This window comes from Idiomarina piscisalsi (genome assembly GCF_002211765.1).
Classification (GTDB): Bacteria; Pseudomonadota; Gammaproteobacteria; order Enterobacterales; family Alteromonadaceae; genus Idiomarina; species Idiomarina piscisalsi_A.
Map to the genome: position 1 here is coordinate 1,583,245 of NZ_CP022133.1, position 17,752 is coordinate 1,600,996.

14 protein-coding genes are annotated in these 17,752 nt (G+C 47.4%); 12 read left to right on the forward strand and 2 right to left on the reverse strand.

Annotated elements, in window-relative coordinates:
- Positions 1 to 6: 6 nt before the first annotated feature.
- Positions 7 to 1,506, reverse strand: a complete 1,500-nt coding sequence (locus CEW91_RS07695) for a CoA-acylating methylmalonate-semialdehyde dehydrogenase (RefSeq protein WP_088768427.1) — start codon at positions 1,504 to 1,506, stop codon at positions 7 to 9.
- A gap of 69 nt (positions 1,507 to 1,575) precedes the next feature.
- Here CEW91_RS07695 and CEW91_RS07700 point away from each other — a divergent pair, with 69 nt between their 5' ends.
- Positions 1,576 to 2,454, forward strand: coding sequence for an EamA family transporter (locus CEW91_RS07700; RefSeq protein WP_088768428.1), 879 nt, complete (start codon positions 1,576 to 1,578; stop codon positions 2,452 to 2,454).
- A gap of 19 nt (positions 2,455 to 2,473) precedes the next feature.
- Here CEW91_RS07700 and CEW91_RS07705 read toward each other — a convergent pair whose 3' ends face one another.
- A complete protein-coding gene (locus CEW91_RS07705; RefSeq protein ID WP_088768429.1) occupies positions 2,474 to 3,655 on the reverse strand; it encodes an acetyl-CoA C-acyltransferase in 1,182 nt (393 codons plus the stop codon).
- A gap of 78 nt (positions 3,656 to 3,733) precedes the next feature.
- On the opposite strand from CEW91_RS07705, the gene CEW91_RS07710 reads away from it, so the two are divergent.
- The 11 genes from CEW91_RS07710 to CEW91_RS07760 all read left to right on the forward strand — a co-directional run bounded on the left by CEW91_RS07710 (position 3,734) and on the right by CEW91_RS07760 (position 17,607).
- Positions 3,734 to 4,153, forward strand: a complete 420-nt coding sequence (locus CEW91_RS07710; RefSeq protein ID WP_088768430.1) for a MerR family transcriptional regulator — start codon at positions 3,734 to 3,736, stop codon at positions 4,151 to 4,153.
- Positions 4,150 to 5,319 carry an isovaleryl-CoA dehydrogenase gene (locus CEW91_RS07715; RefSeq protein WP_088768431.1) on the forward strand — a complete coding sequence of 390 codons (1,170 nt, stop codon included), beginning with the start codon at positions 4,150 to 4,152 and terminating at the stop codon, positions 5,317 to 5,319. The genes CEW91_RS07710 and CEW91_RS07715 overlap by 4 nt, the downstream gene beginning before the upstream one ends.
- A gap of 14 nt (positions 5,320 to 5,333) precedes the next feature.
- A complete protein-coding gene (locus CEW91_RS07720) occupies positions 5,334 to 6,941 on the forward strand; it encodes a carboxyl transferase domain-containing protein (protein WP_088768432.1) in 1,608 nt (535 codons plus the stop codon).
- Positions 6,942 to 6,957: 16 nt separating this feature from the next.
- Positions 6,958 to 7,743 carry an enoyl-CoA hydratase-related protein gene (locus CEW91_RS07725; RefSeq protein ID WP_088768433.1) on the forward strand — a complete coding sequence of 262 codons (786 nt, stop codon included), beginning with the start codon at positions 6,958 to 6,960 and terminating at the stop codon, positions 7,741 to 7,743.
- Between the two features lie 14 nt (positions 7,744 to 7,757).
- Entirely contained in the window at positions 7,758 to 9,728 is a 1,971-nt protein-coding gene (locus tag CEW91_RS07730; RefSeq protein WP_088768434.1) for an acetyl/propionyl/methylcrotonyl-CoA carboxylase subunit alpha, read from the forward strand.
- A 2-nt stretch (positions 9,729 to 9,730) separates the two neighbouring features.
- On the forward strand, positions 9,731 to 10,636 hold the full coding sequence (locus CEW91_RS07735) for a hydroxymethylglutaryl-CoA lyase (RefSeq protein ID WP_088768435.1): 906 nt from the start codon (positions 9,731 to 9,733) through the stop codon (positions 10,634 to 10,636).
- A 1-nt stretch (position 10,637) separates the two neighbouring features.
- Positions 10,638 to 12,581: an acetoacetate--CoA ligase gene (locus CEW91_RS07740; RefSeq protein ID WP_088768436.1), complete on the forward strand. Its 1,944-nt coding sequence runs from the start codon at positions 10,638 to 10,640 to the stop codon at positions 12,579 to 12,581.
- Positions 12,582 to 12,584: 3 nt separating this feature from the next.
- The gene (locus CEW91_RS07745) at positions 12,585 to 14,801 is read left to right on the forward strand and encodes a putative bifunctional diguanylate cyclase/phosphodiesterase (protein WP_088768437.1); all 2,217 of its coding nucleotides are present in this window, start codon (positions 12,585 to 12,587) and stop codon (positions 14,799 to 14,801) included.
- Positions 14,802 to 14,818: 17 nt separating this feature from the next.
- Positions 14,819 to 16,465 (forward strand): electron transfer flavoprotein-ubiquinone oxidoreductase, encoded by a 1,647-nt coding sequence (locus CEW91_RS07750; RefSeq protein WP_088768438.1) that lies wholly within the window; start codon positions 14,819 to 14,821, stop codon positions 16,463 to 16,465.
- Between the two features lie 129 nt (positions 16,466 to 16,594).
- Positions 16,595 to 17,062: a hypothetical protein gene (locus tag CEW91_RS07755; RefSeq protein WP_088768439.1), complete on the forward strand. Its 468-nt coding sequence runs from the start codon at positions 16,595 to 16,597 to the stop codon at positions 17,060 to 17,062.
- Between the two features lie 131 nt (positions 17,063 to 17,193).
- Entirely contained in the window at positions 17,194 to 17,607 is a 414-nt protein-coding gene (locus CEW91_RS07760) for an H-NS family histone-like protein (RefSeq protein ID WP_088768440.1), read from the forward strand.
- Positions 17,608 to 17,752: the final 145 nt, after the last annotated feature.

The following is a 17,752-nucleotide window of genomic DNA, read 5'->3' on the forward strand; positions in this document are numbered from 1 at the left end:
TCCCTACTACCTAAGGTTAATCGACATATTTGGACCCGCGACTTCATCAATGTCGCTCTCGAACCAGCGCGCCGTCACAGTCTTCGTTTCGCTGTAGAAGCGCACCGCTTGTTTGCCATAAGCGTGGAGATCACCGAAGAATGAACGCTTCCAGCCAGTAAACGAGAAGAATGGTAGAGGTACCGGAATTGGAATGTTAATACCGACCTGACCCACTTCAACTTCGTGCTGATATTTACGAGCAGCCGCACCGCTGGCCGTAAAGATAGATGTACCATTACCGTAAGGGTTGTTATTAACCAATTCTAACGCGTCTTCCAGGCTGTCGACTTCAGTCGCACATAATACCGGACCGAAAATCTCCGTTTTATAGACTTCCATATCAGGTGTGACATTAGAAAACACAGTCGGGCCGACCCAATTACCGTTTGGTAAACCGTCAACTTTACAGTTACGTCCGTCGACTAAAAGCGTCGCGCCTTCTTTTTCACCCTGAGTAATTAACGCTTCAACGCGCTCTTTTGCTTGTGGGCTAATGACTGGGCCATAAGCGGCGTTTTCATCGTTCCAGGCACCCGGGCGAACTTTAGCAATAGCTTCAGCCACTTCCGGAATCCACTCTTTCGCTGCGCCAACAAATACAGCGACAGAAATAGCCATACAACGCTGACCGGCGGCGCCAACCGACGAACCAACCAAGTTATTGATCACTTGCTGTTTGTTTGCGTCCGGCATAATAACGCAGTGGTTTTTCGCACCGGCAAACGCCTGAACACGTTTACCGTTTTCCGTACCCCGGCGGTAAATGTACTCAGCTACCGGTACTGAGCCCACAAATGACAATGCACGAACGTCAGGGTGGTCAAGTAAGAAGTCAACTTGCTCTTTGTTACCATGTAGAACTTGCAGAACACCTTTTGGTGCGCCCGCTTCTTCAAACAATTCAACCAAACGCGTTGGTGTTAAAGGATCTTGCTCAGACGGCTTAAGAATAAAGGTATTACCACAGGCAATTGCCAACGGGAACATCCAAAGCGGAATCATTGCCGGGAAGTTAAACGGTGTAATCCCCGCGCAAACGCCTAACGGCTGTGTGTAGCTGTATGAGTCAATTTTACGAGCAACGTTTTCTACGGTTTCGCCCATCAGCAGTGACGGAATATTCGCTGCGTGTTCAACCACTTCAATACCACGCCAGACATCGCCTTTCGCATCTTCAAATGTCTTGCCGGTTTCCTGAGCCAGAATTTCCGCAATTTCTTCCTGATGCTCTTTAAGCAGCGCCTGATAGCGCATCATTACGCGAGCACGCTCTGATACAGGGACTTCTTTCCAGGTTTTAAACGCTTCGCGCGCACTCTCAACCGCCGCTTCCATCTCGCTTTGAGTAGCAACGGGCGCTTCGGCGATAACTTCCTGTGTCGCTGGATTGGTGACAGGAATCCACTGTTCCGACTTCGAGGCGACAAATTCGCCATCTATGTACAGAGGCACTTTCTTAGACATAATTCACCTTCTTGTTGTGTTATTTTGTTCACATCATAATGAACGAATTTAGTTAAGTGAGCCTTTAACGTGACCCTCTTAATTCTGATTACTCTACTTTGGGCCGCCAGTTTTTCTCTCATTGGCGTTTATCTTGCCGGACAAGTCGACGGCTACATTGTTGTTTTCGTGCGCATGATTCTAGCACTGTTAACCGTTTTACCCTTATTCCGTTGGCGGCACTTATCGCCCAAAAGTGGGCAGCTGCCTCAACTGGGCAAGCTTGCCATTATTGGAGCCATCCAAATTGGCGCCATGTATTTATTCTTGTACCACGCGTTTTTGTATTTGAGCGTCGCTGAAGTGCTTTTGTTCACTATTTTTACGCCGCTCTACATTACTCTTATTGATGAGCTTATACTCAACCGCAAGCACTTACCCCTACTATGGTGGATAGCAGCAGTGGTCTCTGTCGGCGGCGCTGCCATTATTCGCTATCAACCACTGTCCGACGACTTCATCACTGGTTTCTTTTTAATTCAAGCAGCCAATGCGTGCTTTGCCTTAGGTCAAGTTGCTTATAAACGTCTACCGACAGGTAAACCCCTCGCCCAAAGTCAGCAGTTTGCCGCTTTTTTCTTTGGCGCCAGTGTCATTGCCGGGCTTGGCGTATTACTGTTCGCCGACTTAAACCTATTGCCCACCACTGAACTCCAGTGGGGCATTTTATTATGGCTTGGCATTATTGCCTCCGGCCTCGGCTACCTTGGCTGGAACCTCGCCAGCAAATGGGTTAACACCGGGCAACTCGCCACCATGAACAATGCGCTCATTCCTGCCGGAATTCTGGTTAACGTCTTATTTTGGGAACAGTCTTTTGACTACACCCGCTTAATCATTGGCGCTTCCGTTATCGTCCTGGCTGTTTGGTTAGCCGGGCGAGTACAAAACCTAAAACCCGCCCGCTAACCTATATAAACAACGCCGATTAGAGCATTTCCACAGCCAGAGCAACGGCTTCACCGCCGCCAATACACAGCGAGGTGACGCCACGTTTCTGGCCTTTTTGTTTCAGTGCATGTAGCAGCGTTACTAATAAGCGAGCACCACTTGCGCCAATCGGGTGTCCTAACGCACAAGCGCCACCATGCACATTGACTTTACTCGCATCCAGTTTCATTTCCTGAATTGCCAGCATGGTAACCATCGCAAAGGCCTCGTTAATTTCCCATAAATCAACGTCGTCCTTCGTCCAGTCCAGTTTCTTCAACAACGAGTTCATTGCGCCAATCGGGGCAATGGTAAACTCAGAAGGTGCTTGCGAATGTGTCGTGTGACCCATCACCCGCGCTAACGGCGTAAGACCTTTCGCTTTTGCATCACCCTCCCGCATTAAAATAAGTGCCGCTGCACCATCGGATATAGAGCTTGAGTTCGCTGCAGTAATGGTCCCGTCCTTCTTGAACGCAGGACGAAGTTCAGGAATTTTGTCCAAACGCGCTTTGCCTGGCTGCTCGTCGGTATCAACGGTCACGTCGCCTTTACGAGTCGAGTAAGTTACCGGCGTAATTTCCCCCTCAAACAAACCGTCTTTAATCGCCGTTTGAGCTTTAGTCAGTGAATGAATCGCAAATTCATCCATCGCCTCACGGTCAAGACCATAATCATCGGCCGTTCCCTGGGCATAAACACCCATCGCCTTATGCTCGTAGGCATCTTCCAGACCATCCAGCATCATGTGATCAAGCACCTGTCCGTGCCCCATACGATAACCGCTGCGGCCTTTTGGCAACATATACGGTGCATTTGACATGCTTTCCATACCACCAGCAACCACGACATCAGCAGACCCCGCCTTAATTAAGTCGTGCGCCATCATTGCGGCTTTCAAGCCAGAACCACACACTTTATTAATGGTGGTTGCCCCGGTTGAACGCGGTAAATCAGCGTATAGCATCGCCTGGCGAGCCGGAGCCTGGCCTAAGCCAGCGGGTAACACATTACCCATGATAACTTCTGAAATATCATCGGCACTTAAGCCGCTGTTACTAAGGGCTGCTTTTATCGCTGCCGCGCCCAAATTGGGTGCTGCCACATCACTCAAACTGCCCTGAAAACCGCCCATTGGCGTGCGGTTAGCCGCCACAATCACGATGGAATCGCTTGACATCTTTCCTCCAAATGCACTTTACGTTAACGTAAACTTCCTCTAAGCTTAGATCCCAGAGCAGCCAAAAAGCAAGTACCGATGAACAATAAAATTACCTACAGTATTGGTGAACTGGCAAAGCAATTTGACATTACCACTCGTAGCATCCGCTTCTACGAGGACGAAGGCCTGCTTTCACCAAAGCGACAGGGCCAACAGCGCATCTATACCAATAAAGACAGAGTCCGTTTAAAACTCATTTTGCGGGGCAAACGTTTAGGCTTTTCCTTGGCCGAAACGCGTCGCCTGTTTGAGCTTTACGACGCAGATAACAGTAGCGCTGCACAACTACAAAAGGTACTTGAGCTTATTAGTGAGAAAAAAGTCTCACTCAAACAACAAATGGAAGACATTAATGTATTGCTGACGGAACTCAGCGGTCTGGAACAACGGTGCCAGGACGAACTTGAAGTTATTCAGCAGTCAACATCCAAAGTTCACTCTCAGGAGTCGTTATGATTAGTCAATACACCACTTTTAATTTTGGCCTCGGCGAAACCGCTGACATGATCCGTGAGCAAGTTAATGCCTTTGCTCGTGATGAAATTGCGCCGCGCGCAGCTGACATCGACGAGAAAAATGAGTTTCCAAGCGATTTATGGCGTAAGCTTGGCGACATGGGTCTGCTCGGCTTAACCGTTGCTGAAGAATACGGTGGTTCGGGTATGGGCTACCTAGAGCACGTTATTGCTATGGAAGAAATTAGCCGAGCTTCAGCGTCAGTCGGTCTGAGTTACGGTGCACATTCAAACCTTTGCGTGAACCAAATTCACCGTAACGGTAACGAAGAGCAAAAGAAAAAGTACTTACCTAAGTTATGTACTGGTGAACATGTTGGCGCCCTAGCAATGAGTGAACCTAACGCAGGGTCGGATGTTGTCAGCATGAAACTACGCGCAGAGAAAAAAGGCGACAAGTACATTCTGAATGGCAACAAAATGTGGATCACTAACGGTCCGGATGCCGATGTTTTCGTCATTTACGCAAAAACGGAACCTGAGAAAAACTCTCGAGGTATTACTGCGTTTATCGTTGAAAAAGACACCCCTGGGTTCAGCCAGGCGCAAAAGCTCGACAAACTGGGTATGCGCGGTTCAAATACCTGTGAACTGGTATTCGAAAATGCTGAAGTTCCTGAAGATAACATTTTGGGTGAATTGAACGAAGGTGTCGCTGTACTCATGAGTGGTCTGGACTACGAGCGCGCGGTTCTGGCAGCGGGGCCATTAGGCATTATGCAAGCATGCTTAGACGCTTGCGTCCCTTATATTCACGACCGTAAACAGTTCGGCAAAGAAATTGGCGAGTTCCAATTAGTCCAGGGTAAAGTTGCTGATATGTACACTCGTACTAATGCGGCTCGAGCTTACGTTTATGCGGTAGCTCAGTCGTGCGACCGCGGTGAAACCACTCGCAAAGACGCAGCTGGCGCTATTTTATACGCTGCTGAATTAGCCACTCAATTGGCGCTAGACGCCATTCAATTATTAGGCGGTAACGGCTACATTAATGAGTATCCAACGGGTCGCTTGTTACGTGACGCAAAACTGTACGAAATAGGCGCGGGCACGTCAGAAATTCGCCGCATGCTGATAGGTCGCGAAATCTTCAGCGAATCCAAATAACGGGAGGCTGCGCTGTGGCAATTTTATCGAGTAAAGTAAACACTCGTGATGAGCAGTACACTGCAAATTACGAGTCGATGCAGGCTGTGGTTGACGACTTGCAAGAAAAAGCAGCACAAATACACCAAGGTGGCGGTCCTAAGTATCAGGAGCGCCACTTATCTCGCGGTAAATTACTGCCTCGTGACCGTATTAATAAATTATTGGACGCTGGCTCGCCATTTTTAGAAGTGGGTCAGTTTGCGGCATGGGACTGCTACGAGGACTACGTACCTTCTGCAGGTGTCGTTGCTGGTATCGGTCAGGTCGAAGGCACCGAGTGCATGATCATCGCCAACGATGCCACCGTGAAAGGCGGCACCTACTACCCCCTGACCGTTAAAAAACATTTGCGTGCTCAGGAAATTGCCGAGCGTTGTCACTTACCTTGTATCTATTTAGTCGACTCTGGCGGCGCTAACCTGCCCCGCCAAGACGAAGTCTTTCCGGACAAAGAACATTTTGGCCGCATTTTCTTTAATCAAGCGAATATGTCGGCCAAAGGCATTCCGCAAATTGCGGTGGTTATGGGTCTTTGTACTGCTGGCGGTGCGTACGTACCCGCGATGGCGGATGAAAGCGTTATTGTTAAAGAGCAAGGCACGATATTCCTGGCAGGTCCACCTTTGGTTAAAGCTGCAACGGGTGAAGAAGTTTCCGCCGAAGAGCTTGGTGGCGCCGACGTGCACACTCGCATTTCCGGTGTTGCCGACCATTTTGCCCATAACGATGAACACGCATTAGCGTTAGCTCGCCGTTCGGTAGCACGTCTTAACCGTAGTGAACCAACTCAATTGGATCGCCAACCGGCGAAGCCGCCACGTTACGATGCCAAGGAACTGTACGGTATTGTTGGTACTGACCTGCGCAAGCCTTATGACGTTCACGAAGTCATTGCGCGCATTGTTGATGATTCTGACTTTGATGAATTTAAAGCCAACTACGGTAATACGCTGGTGACGGGTTTTGCCCGCATTGACGGCTACCCCGTTGGTATTGTCGCGAATAACGGCATTTTGTTTTCCGAGTCGGCACAAAAAGGTGCCCACTTCATTGAGCTTTGTGCCCAACGAAAAATTCCACTGGTGTTCCTACAAAACATTACCGGCTTTATGGTCGGTAAAAAGTACGAAGCCGAAGGCATTGCCAAACACGGCGCGAAAATGGTTATGGCCGTTTCCTGTGCGAAAGTGCCTAAGTTTACCGTTTTAATTGGTGGTAGCTATGGCGCCGGTAACTACGGCATGTGTGGTCGCGCTTATGATCCAACCATGATGTTCATGTGGCCAAATGCCCGTATCTCGGTCATGGGTGGTGAGCAAGCTGCAGGCGTTATGGCGCAGGTCACCAAAGATAATTTAGCCCGTAAAGGCGAAAGCCTGAGTGAAGAAAAAGAACAAGCGCTGAAAAAGCCGATTGTTGAGCAGTACGAGAAACAAGGTCACCCGTACTATGCGTCTGCCCGATTATGGGACGATGGCATTATTGACCCGGCACAAACACGCGAAGTTCTGGCACTAAGCCTTGCCGCTTCATTAAATGCACCGATTGAAGACAGCCGTTTCGGCGTCTTCCGCATGTAATCGGAGGTTATTTATTATGGCAAAATACACCAACCTTGATATCAACGATAAGGGTGTTGCGACGCTGACATTAAATCGTCCCGAGGTTCATAACGCCTTTGACGACGTCATGATTTCAGAATTGCTTCAGGCGTTAAAAGACGTCGAAGAGAGTGAACAGGCTCGCGTTCTGGTACTACGCTCTGCAGGCAAAAACTTTTCTGCCGGCGCAGACTTAAACTGGATGCGCTCTATGGCGGATAAAAACTATCAAGAAAACGTTGAAGACGCCGGTGAGCTTGGTTTATTAATGGAGCGTTTAGATTTGCTTAGCAAACCAAGTATTGCGTTGGTTCAAGGCGCCGCCTTTGGCGGTGCCGTCGGTTTAGCCGCTTGTTGTGACATGGTACTAGCGCAACCACGCAGCAGCTTTTGCTTAAGTGAAGTAAAAATTGGACTCATACCAGCAGTTATTAGTCCCTATGTTGTCCGCACTATTGGTGAAAGACAGTCTCGTCGTTACATGCTCACCGCAGAACGTTTTTTCGCTGACGAAGCACAGAAACTCGGCTTAGTGAGTGACGTTGTCGACGACTTTGAAGAACCACTAAATAATTTACTCGATGCGCTGTTAGATAACAGTCCTCAAGCCGTAACGGCCTGTAAGGAACTAATTCGCAACGTTGGTTCGCGCCCTATTAATAAAGACGTACGCGAACATACGATAAAAGCCATTGCGGAAATTCGCGTATCGGATGAAGGTCAGGAAGGCTTAAGTTCGTTTTTAGAAAAACGCCCTGCTGCCTGGCTCAATAAGAATTAAAAACAGGTCCCATTATGATCAACACATTACTGATTGCGAACCGTGGTGAAATCGCTTGCCGTATTATTTCAACGGCAAAAAAAATGGGCATTCGAACAGTTGCCGTTTATTCTGATGCCGATCGTAACGCCCGCCACGTTAAGTTAGCTGACAATGCCGTTCACATTGGTCCTGCCGCTAGCACAGAAAGTTACCTGCGCAGCGACAAAATTATTGCCGCAGCCAAACAAACCGGTGCCGAAGCTATACACCCCGGATATGGTTTTTTATCAGAAAACGAAGATTTTGCCGACGCCTGTCAGGCCAATGACATCATCTTTGTTGGGCCTCCGGTTGCTTCTATCGCCGCAATGGGCTCGAAAAGTGCCGCCAAAGCGATAATGCAGGACGCCGGAGTGCCCTTAGTTCCGGGGTATCATGGTAGCGAGCAAGACACTGACACCCTCAAAGCAGAAGCCGAAAAAGTTGGTTTTCCATTGCTTCTGAAAGCCGCATACGGTGGCGGTGGTAAAGGCATGCGTGTCGTCGAAAACATGGGTGAGTTTGACGAAGCCTTGAATTCAGCCAAGCGCGAGGCCAAGTCCTCTTTCGGTAACGACAAAGTGCTGTTGGAACGCTTTATTCGTAACCCTCGTCACGTAGAAATTCAGGTATTTACCGACGAACATGGCAATGCTGTCTATTTGGCCGAGCGTGACTGTTCAGTCCAACGCCGCCATCAAAAAGTACTGGAAGAAGCCCCTGCTCCGGCGCTCACGGAGAAAACCCGAAAGGACATGGGTGAAGCCGCTATTCGAGCGGCTCAAGCCATTGATTATGTTGGTGCTGGTACGGTTGAGTTCCTGTTTGATCAAAGCGGTGAATTCTACTTTATGGAAATGAATACTCGTTTGCAGGTAGAGCACCCGGTGACGGAAATGATCACTGGACAGGACTTAGTTGAATGGCAATTACTGGTTGCTTCAGGTCAACCATTACCGCTTGCTCAAAATGATATTCAGGTTAACGGTCATGCGTTCGAAGCGCGTATTTATGCAGAAGATCCAGACAACGACTTCTTACCCTGCACCGGCACCATCAATCATTTACGCACACCAGCTGAAGTAAACGGCGTACGAATTGATACCGGCATAGAAGAAGGCGACGAAATTTCAGCTTTCTACGATCCCATGATCGCCAAGCTCATTGTCTGGGATACCGACCGAAGTCGCGCCCTGCTTCGTCTGCAGAAAGCATTGCGTGAATACCGGTTAACTGGCCTGACAACCAATGTCGACTTTTTGCATCGTTTGGCATCGCACCCAGAGTTTGTGAATACCAATTTAACCACCGAGTTCATTCAACAACACCAAAACGACTTAGCACCTGACAGCTCAGTGAACTATCAGCAAATTGCGACGGAAGCGGCGCTGTTCGATATTATTCAACGCCAACAGCAGCGTGGCAGCTCTCCATGGCAAAGCGGTAATGCCTTTAGAATGAACTCAGCAGCGACGCACAGCATCCCGCTCCAATTCAATGATGACAATTACACCATTTCACTGACAGAAGTTGGAAATGGTGAGTTTACCCAGCGTATCAGTGAAGAAAAGATTCATTGGCAGGCTAGCCTAACCGATGACAAGCTGACACTGACCGCAGGTGATATGCGTTACTCTCGTTATGTCAGCGCAGATGACCAACAAATTACCGTCTTTACCGACAATGGTCCTGTCACTTTCCATCGCCACCGCGTAGCTGATACCCTCTCTGATGATGCAGCGCACGGCGGACACGTTGCGCCTATGAACGGCACGATTATGGAGGTGCTGGTGACGAAAGGTGACACCGTCGAAAAAGATCAGCCGCTTGTCATTATGGAAGCCATGAAAATGGAGTACACCATACGCGCTGGCCATGACGGCGAAATCACCGATATTTTCTTTGCCGCTGGCGACCTTGTCAGCGACGGCGATGAACTCATTGCGGTTAGCGAAACGGAGTAACTATGGCTATTGCAGAACAGATTAAAATTGTTGAAGTAGGCCCGCGTGACGGTTTGCAGAACGAAACAACTGTGTCTGTTGAAGCTAAGGTCGCTCTTATCGAGGCTTTAGCTGATGCTGGCGTATCTTACATTGAGAGCGCCAGCTTCGTCAGCCCGAAATGGGTGCCGCAAATGGCTGACAGCACTGCTGTTATGGAAAAGGTGAATCGCCGTTCAGATGTTACTTACGCCGGACTCACGCCGAATTTGAAAGGCTTTGAAGCGGCAGTTGCTGCCAATATGGACGAAGTTGCCGTGTTTGGAGCCGCCTCGGAAGCCTTTACACAAAAAAACATAAACTGCAGTATTGATGAGTCACTGGAGCGATTCGAGCCAGTGATTGCCGCCGCAAAAGAGAAAAACATACCCGTTCGGGGTTATGTTTCTTGCGTACTGGGCTGTCCCTACCAAGGTGAAGTGCCACTGGAAAATGTCGTTAAAGTCGCCAAAGCGCTTTATGAAATGGGCTGTTATGAAGTGTCTTTAGGTGACACTATCGGTATCGGCACACCACTTAAAGCTCAGGAAATGTTGGCAGCGGTTGCAGACCAAGTTCCGATGGAGAAGCTTGCCTTACATTTCCACAATACCTATGGACAAGCATTGGCCAATATCATGGCGTGCCTACCGTTAGGTGTTGCAACCATTGACTCTGCCGTTGCTGGTCTTGGTGGCTGCCCTTACGCCAAAGGCGCAAGCGGTAATGTGGCTACCGAGGACGTGGTTTACATGCTGAATGGTATGGGTATAAAAACCGGCATCAATTTAAATAGGCTTATAGCTGCAGGCGCCGGTATTTGTAAACAGCTCAACCACGGACCTCGCTCGCAAGTCGCTATTGCAGAATTAGCAAAACAAGGGGAATAAAATGACTTCAGAAGCATTATGGCAACCGTCAGCGGATACCATTGCCGATGCCCGCATGACTGATTTCCTGCAGCAAGTTAATACGGCAAAAGGTCTCGCTTTGGCCAATTATCACGACCTTTACCAATGGTCGGTTGATAATGACGAAAGCTTCTGGTCAATGATATGGGACTACTTTGATGTCATTGGAGAAAAAGGCGCCACCGTTGTCACCGATAAAGATAAAATGCCTGGCGCACGATGGTTTCCTGATGCAAAGCTGAACTTTGCAGAAAACTTGTTGCGACATAAAGATAATAAAATTGCGTTAATTTTCCGAGGTGAAAATGGCGCTCGACAGCAACTGACTTACGCCGAGCTATATAGCCGTGTTGCTGCCTTTGCCGCCGGGCTTCGTCAACAAGGTATCACCACTGGCGACCGCGTTGCGGCTATGATGCCGAACTGCATCGAAACCATTATTGGTATGCTGGCTACCACCAGCTTGGGCGCAATTTGGTCATCGTGCTCACCTGACTTCGGCGTGCAGGGTGTATTGGATCGGTTTGGTCAAATTGAGCCAAAGGTGCTAATTACCGTAGATGGTTACTTCTACAACGGCAAAAACCTCAATATAAAAGACAAGACGGCCGATATCGTTGAAAAAATCCCGAGCATTGAAAGAACCGTCATTGTTAACTTCAGTGACCAACAAGAAACGTTAAGCGGCGATAACGTCGTTTCATGGGACGAATTTTCCGACAGTAGCGCCACTCAAATTGAGTTTATCGAGCGCGACTTTAACGACCCGCTTTATATCATGTTCTCATCCGGTACAACCGGCGTTCCCAAATGCATCGTCCACGGCACGGGAGGAACATTACTACAACACCTGAAAGAACACGGTTTACACACTGATCTCGACACCGAAGACAACCTCTTCTATTTCACCACCTGCGGTTGGATGATGTGGAACTGGCTCGTCAGCGGCTTAGCGGTTGGTGCAACCCTGACCTTATTTGATGGCTCGCCGTTTGCACCAGAGCCGGAGTTCCTATGGGATGTAGCCGACGAAGAAGACATTACTGTTTTTGGAACCAGTGCTAAGTATCTTGCCGCACTTGAAAAAGCGGGTGTAAAACCCAGAGAAAGCCACCAACTGGAAAAACTAAGAAGCATACTGACAACAGGCTCCGTATTGCCACCTGAAAGTTTTGATTATGTGTACCGGGACATTAAAAAAGATCTCTGCTTGTCTTCTATTTCAGGGGGCACTGATATCATTTCATGCTTTGCACTGGGCTGCCCTATTCTGCCCGTTTACCGTGGCGAACTTCAGTGTCGTGGTCTCGGCCTGGCAGTGAATATCTATGACGATAATGGCAAGCCCATACGCGGTGAAAAAGGCGAGTTGGTTTGTGAAAAATCATTCCCTTGCATGCCTGTAGGCTTTTGGGGCGATGACAACGGGGAGCGTTACTTTAACGCCTACTTTGCTCGCTTTGATAACACTTGGGCACATGGCGATTTCGCTGAGTTAACTGAACATAACGGTATTATTATCCACGGCCGTTCAGATGCCGTTCTTAATCCTGGCGGCGTTCGTATCGGCACCGCCGAGATTTATCGACAGGTGGAAAAAGTTGACGAGGTACTTGAAAGTATTGCGGTTGGACAACAATACGACGGCGATGAACGTGTGGTTCTTTTTGTTAAATTACGCGAAGGTATTGAGCTTAACGATGACCTCAAGCAAACTATTGCAAAGACCATAAGGGCAAACGCAACGCCACGTCATGTACCAGCCGTAATTTTGCAGGTTGACGACATACCCCGTACTATAAGCGGTAAGATTGTCGAGTTGGCTGTGCGCAATGTGATTCATGGCGAGCCCGTTAAAAATACAGACGCATTAGCGAACCCTGAAGCACTCGAACACTTCAGGGACAGAGAGGAGCTACGCTAAGTAATGATGTTTATTCAGGGGTCGCGGCAAGCCGTTATCGCGGCAGTTGTGGGAGTGGCTGTCACTCTCACCGCATTTTTCTATCTGCGATACACTGAAAATGAGCAGGCTCATGAAGCGCTTGAGACGGAAGCCTATAGTTTACAGCGAGATATTCGTCAGAGCCTTGTGTCACATTTATTCGTCGCTGAACTGCTGGCTCGCGAGTGGGAACGAAGCGAAATAAACTTGATCTCCCGACGCAGTGCTGACGCAGACATTGTCACGCTTTACTACCCCAACGTTCAGAATGTGGTTTGGCTTGATGACAGCCAGACAATCCAGTTTCTGTATCCAAGAAATGAACAAACTGCATTGGTGGGCTCCGTATTCTCCGGTAGCTCACTCAGCGCTCAGCTCAGTCAATCACAAAATAACCGCCACGCGATGATGGGCTATGCCGGGAACTTGGGTCAGTTAAGCAGTGATATTGCCATTTTTGTTCGGGTTCAACGTTCCGACACTCCAGGTTTCTTAGGCTTTGTCATAAGCTTGCAGAGCATGTTCAACAACGTCATTCGCACCAATATCAGCGAAGGCTTTCAAGTCAGTATTAGTAACGATTCAGGTGTACTCTACGAATTTGCAGGTGACCCGTCGTTGAAAGATGACTGGACACACAGCCGCCGCTTGCAGGTTGTTGGCAATAGCTGGGAACTGTCGGTTTGGCCAACCACTGAACACATGAGCGATCTTCGTGGAGCCGTTTCTATCGCGGTTTTGCTTGCCGGATTGTTTATCACTGCAGCGCTGACCTTTGTACTGTATATACTGGGGCAAAGTCGTTTTAAAGCACAACAACTAGCGGATGCTAATATTGAGCTTTACAGTGAAATTGATGAGCGTGAGCGTGTTGAAAAACAAATGGCCTACCTGGCAGAGCACGATCCTCTTACCGGTCTGATTAATAGAAATGCACTAAAACGTATTTTGGGCGAATGGTTAGAGCGAACCGACACCCGAACAAACTCAGCATTGTTGTTTATTGATCTCGACCGATTCAAAGAGGTGAATGATGCGCTGGGACATACAGTCGGCGATGAGCTGTTAAGACGTGTTGCGCGTCGAATTAATAAGCTGGCTCCAACCGACAGCCAACTCGCCCGTGTTGGCGGTGACGAATTCCTGCTGGCAATTGAGAGCACAGAAAGTCGAGAACAAGTAGTCACACTAGCAGAGCGATTACTCCAGGCTTTGGATGCACACTTCTTTGTCGATGTTTATGAGCTTTTCATCAGCGCCTCTATTGGCATTACCTTTGCTGAAGACGCCGATTTTAATGCCGAGTACTTTATTCGTAATGCCGACACCGCGCTTTATCAAGCTAAAGAACAGGGACGTAATACCTACAAAATTTATGATAAAGCCATTCATAAAGATTTAACTAAAAAACTCGAACTGGTTAAACGCTTACGTCATGCGGTGAATAAACAGCAGCTGACTGTCTATTACCAGCCTAAAGTCGAGCTTAGTAGTCGACGTATTACCGGGTTTGAAGCGTTAGTTCGTTGGGTAGGTGAGGACGGCTCGATCATTCCGCCGGATAAGTTTATTCCGTTAGCCGAAGATACCGGTTTAATCATTCCTATTTCGGAATACGTTATGCGCGAATCGTTTTTACAGCTGAAGCAATGGCATGAGCTTGGCTTCACTGAGCTGAGTATCGCGATTAATATTTCAGGTAAGCAGCTGCACCTGCCAGACTTTGCCGACGATGTTATCGAAAAGGTCAAGGAAGCCAAACTGCCCCCAAATAAAGTTGAACTTGAGCTTACCGAGCAAGTTTTTATTGAGAATATACAGTCGCACACCCGTTTTATGCACTCAGTGCGTGAATACGGCATGTCATTAGCCATTGATGATTTCGGTGTGGGTTATTCGTCACTTTCTTATTTGAAGAACTTCCCGGTAACGTCGCTGAAAATTGATCGTTCCTTCGTGAAAGACTTACCGGATAACGAAGATGATGCGACCATTACTCAAACAATTATTAGCTTAGCACGCAACTTAAATATCCAATTGGTTGCAGAAGGCATTGAAACGGAAGAACAAGTTGAGTTCCTGCTGCATAGAGAGTGCGCGACCGGTCAAGGTTACTTATTCAGCAAACCTATTCCCGCTCAACAAGTGACTCAATTATTACAGCAGTACAACGGGCTAATACCAATACAAATAGCCTGAATTAAGTGGAGGTTCACGTGGAACGCGAAAGCATGGAATTTGATGTCGTTATAGTTGGAGCTGGGCCTGCGGGTTTAGCAACGGCATGTCGACTCGGTCAGCTGGCTCAGGAAAACGAGCAAGAGCTGATGATTTGTGTTGTTGAGAAAGGTGCAGACATTGGCGCTCACATTTTATCGGGCGCGGTATTTGAACCTCGCGCTTTAAACGAACTATTTCCAGACTGGAAAGATAGAGGGGCACCGCTTAACACCGAAGTGACCGGTGACGACATTCTGTTACTAAAAGACGAAGAAAGTTTCAGTCGTTTACCCAACTTTTCGGTGCCTAAAACCTTTCACAATAAAGGTAACTATATTGCCAGTATGGGAAACCTGTGCCGCTGGATGGCTGAACAAGCTGAACAGTTAGGCATTGAAATTTTCCCTGGTTTTTCCGCCGCAGAGCTACTCTACAACAATGACGGCTCTGTCGCAGGTGTACAAACTGGTGATATGGGTGTCGCAAAAGACGGTTCTGAAAAAGACGGCTACATGCCGGGTATGGAGCTAAGAGCAAAATACACCGTATTTGCAGAAGGCTGCCGCGGTCATCTGGGCAAGCAGCTGATTAATCAGTTTGAACTAGACAAAGACGCCACTCCACAACACTACGGTCTTGGCTTTAAAGAAATATGGGACATTCCTGAAGAGCTGCACGAGCCCGGTAAAGTGGTGCACACCGCCGGCTGGCCTTTAGAGGGTCATGCGAACGGTGGCGGCTACCTTTATCACGCTGAAGACGGTCAAGTGTACCTGGGTCTGATTGTCGATTTAAACTATGAAAATCCGTACGTGAACCCTTTCCAGGAATTCCAGCGCTTCAAGACGCATCCAGCGATTAAGCAGATTATCGAAAACGGTAAACGTGTCTCTTATGGCGCCCGAGCTATTGCCAAAGGTGGCTACTATTCATTACCTAAAATGACTTTCCCTGGTGGTTTAATTGTTGGCTGCAACGCAGGCACATTGAACTTCTCTAAAATTAAAGGGAATCATACCGCGATGAAGTCAGGCATGATTGCCGCTGAAACGCTTTTTGATGAATTAAAAGCTGGCAACGCAAATACTGAAGCAGCGCAGTACACAGAACGCTTTGAGTCGTCCTGGGTGTACGACGAGTTGTATCGCTCACGCAACTTCGGTGGCGCGGTTCATAAGCTCGGTACGATGCTCGGTGGTGCCTATAATATGGTTGACCAGAACTGGTTTGGCGGAAAACTACCGTTTAAATTCAAAGAGTGGACACCAGACTATAAAGCAACGGGTAAAGCCGACAACTTTAAGCCTATTGACTACCCTAAAGCGGATAATAAATTAACCTTTGATCGCCTGTCTTCTGTGTTTTTATCGAATACGAACCATGCTGAAGACCAACCATGTCATCTAAAACTAAAAGATGACGATATTCCATTAAAAGTTAATTTACCGGTATACGCTGAACCAGCACAGCGCTACTGCCCAGCAGGAGTGTATGAAGTTGTCGAGGAAGACGGAAAAGAAGTTTTCCAAATAAACGCCCAAAACTGCATACATTGCAAAACCTGTGACATTAAAGATCCCAGCCAAAATATTACGTGGGTCGTTCCTGAGGGTGGCGGCGGACCAACTTACCCGAATATGTAATTGTTCTGTAAAGGTCACTTATAAAAACACCCAGGCATGCTATATGTCTGGGTGTTTTATTTTTTAGAGCTTGTAGAAATAAACGTTCTGGACTAAACCTAATTAAGACGAAGAAATGAGGTGACTATTATGAAACACAGCAATTTAGGAATAACATCGATTTTCGCTGTTTTATTGGTTTTCAGCGGGTCTGCTTTAGCTCAGCAAAAAGCGGAAGAAACTAAAAAAACAACAGAAATGAAGCAAGATAAACAGGAACTAAAAGCTGATATGGAAGCCATGCGTGAAGAACGCAAAGCTGAAATGGAAGCGATGCATGAAGAGCACAAGGCTGAGATGATGGAACGTAAGGCGGAACACAAAGCCGAAATGCAAGCAAGTAAGGAAGAGCAGAAGTATGAAAAAGAAGAACGAAAATTAGAAAAAGAGAAAAGAAAGTACGCTAAAGAAGAGAAAAAAGAAAAGTGGAAAGCTGAAAAAGAAAAACGCAAACATGAAATGAAAGAAAAGCGTCAGTCACTAAAGGATAAGAAAGACGACTCGGATAATGACTCAGGTGACGATGATAATAAGGATGGCAATAATAATATCTCTTAAGCCCACTAAATATTAGATAGAAAAAGAGCGCTTATCGCTCTTTTTCTGTTTTAGACCTTATTTTATTGCTGCCTTTTTCATCAGGCGTTATTATTCTAAATAATTAAATAACTAAAACTAGGAAAGTCAGTATGAGTGAGTTTTTAAATATTATTCGGCACGAAAGACGTTTAAAGTCGGCGTTAAAGTCTCTTTCAATTGAAGAGTTAGAAGCAATAAAAGAAAAATTTGATTCTGTCGTCGCAAAGCGCAGAGAAGAAGAAGCCGCAAAACTTCGGGAACAACAAGAAAAATCAAAAAAAATAAAAGAATTTAAAGCCGCCATGGCCGATGCCGGTATTGAGCTTTCAGATATCCTTGAGCAAGAACTAGGTGGTGACCCCATCGTAAAAACCACCAAAAAGCGCGCACCGAAGCCACCTAAATATGAATACATCGACGATGAAGGAAACCGCCAAACCTGGACAGGTCAAGGTAGAATGCCAAAACCGATGAAAACGGCATTAGATAATGGCAAACCGCTGGCGTCTTTTTTAATTAAGTAGCGCTTTTTGTTGAACAAAGTCTAAAGCTTGATTAGGCTATGAAAAAACAAAAACGCAAGGACACAAATTGCGCTTTCCATTACTGATAGTTTCAATACCACTAATAACACTAACAGGCTGCTCCATCCTACCGAGCAGCTCTGGT

Coding starts and splice junctions, on each gene's coding strand:
- CEW91_RS07710 (WP_088768430.1), top strand. CDS start 3,734: ATGAACAATAAAATTACCTACAGTATTGGTGAACTGGCAAAGCAATTT.
- CEW91_RS07755 (WP_088768439.1), top strand. CDS start 16,595: ATGAAACACAGCAATTTAGGAATAACATCGATTTTCGCTGTTTTATTG.
- CEW91_RS07730 (WP_088768434.1), top strand. CDS start 7,758: ATGATCAACACATTACTGATTGCGAACCGTGGTGAAATCGCTTGCCGT.
- CEW91_RS07705 (WP_088768429.1), bottom strand. CDS start 3,655: ATGTCAAGCGATTCCATCGTGATTGTGGCGGCTAACCGCACGCCAATG.
- CEW91_RS07740 (WP_088768436.1), top strand. CDS start 10,638: ATGACTTCAGAAGCATTATGGCAACCGTCAGCGGATACCATTGCCGAT.
- CEW91_RS07715 (WP_088768431.1), top strand. CDS start 4,150: ATGATTAGTCAATACACCACTTTTAATTTTGGCCTCGGCGAAACCGCT.
- CEW91_RS07695 (WP_088768427.1), bottom strand. CDS start 1,506: ATGTCTAAGAAAGTGCCTCTGTACATAGATGGCGAATTTGTCGCCTCG.
- CEW91_RS07735 (WP_088768435.1), top strand. CDS start 9,731: ATGGCTATTGCAGAACAGATTAAAATTGTTGAAGTAGGCCCGCGTGAC.
- CEW91_RS07745 (WP_088768437.1), top strand. CDS start 12,585: ATGATGTTTATTCAGGGGTCGCGGCAAGCCGTTATCGCGGCAGTTGTG.
- CEW91_RS07725 (WP_088768433.1), top strand. CDS start 6,958: ATGGCAAAATACACCAACCTTGATATCAACGATAAGGGTGTTGCGACG.
- CEW91_RS07760 (WP_088768440.1), top strand. CDS start 17,194: ATGAGTGAGTTTTTAAATATTATTCGGCACGAAAGACGTTTAAAGTCG.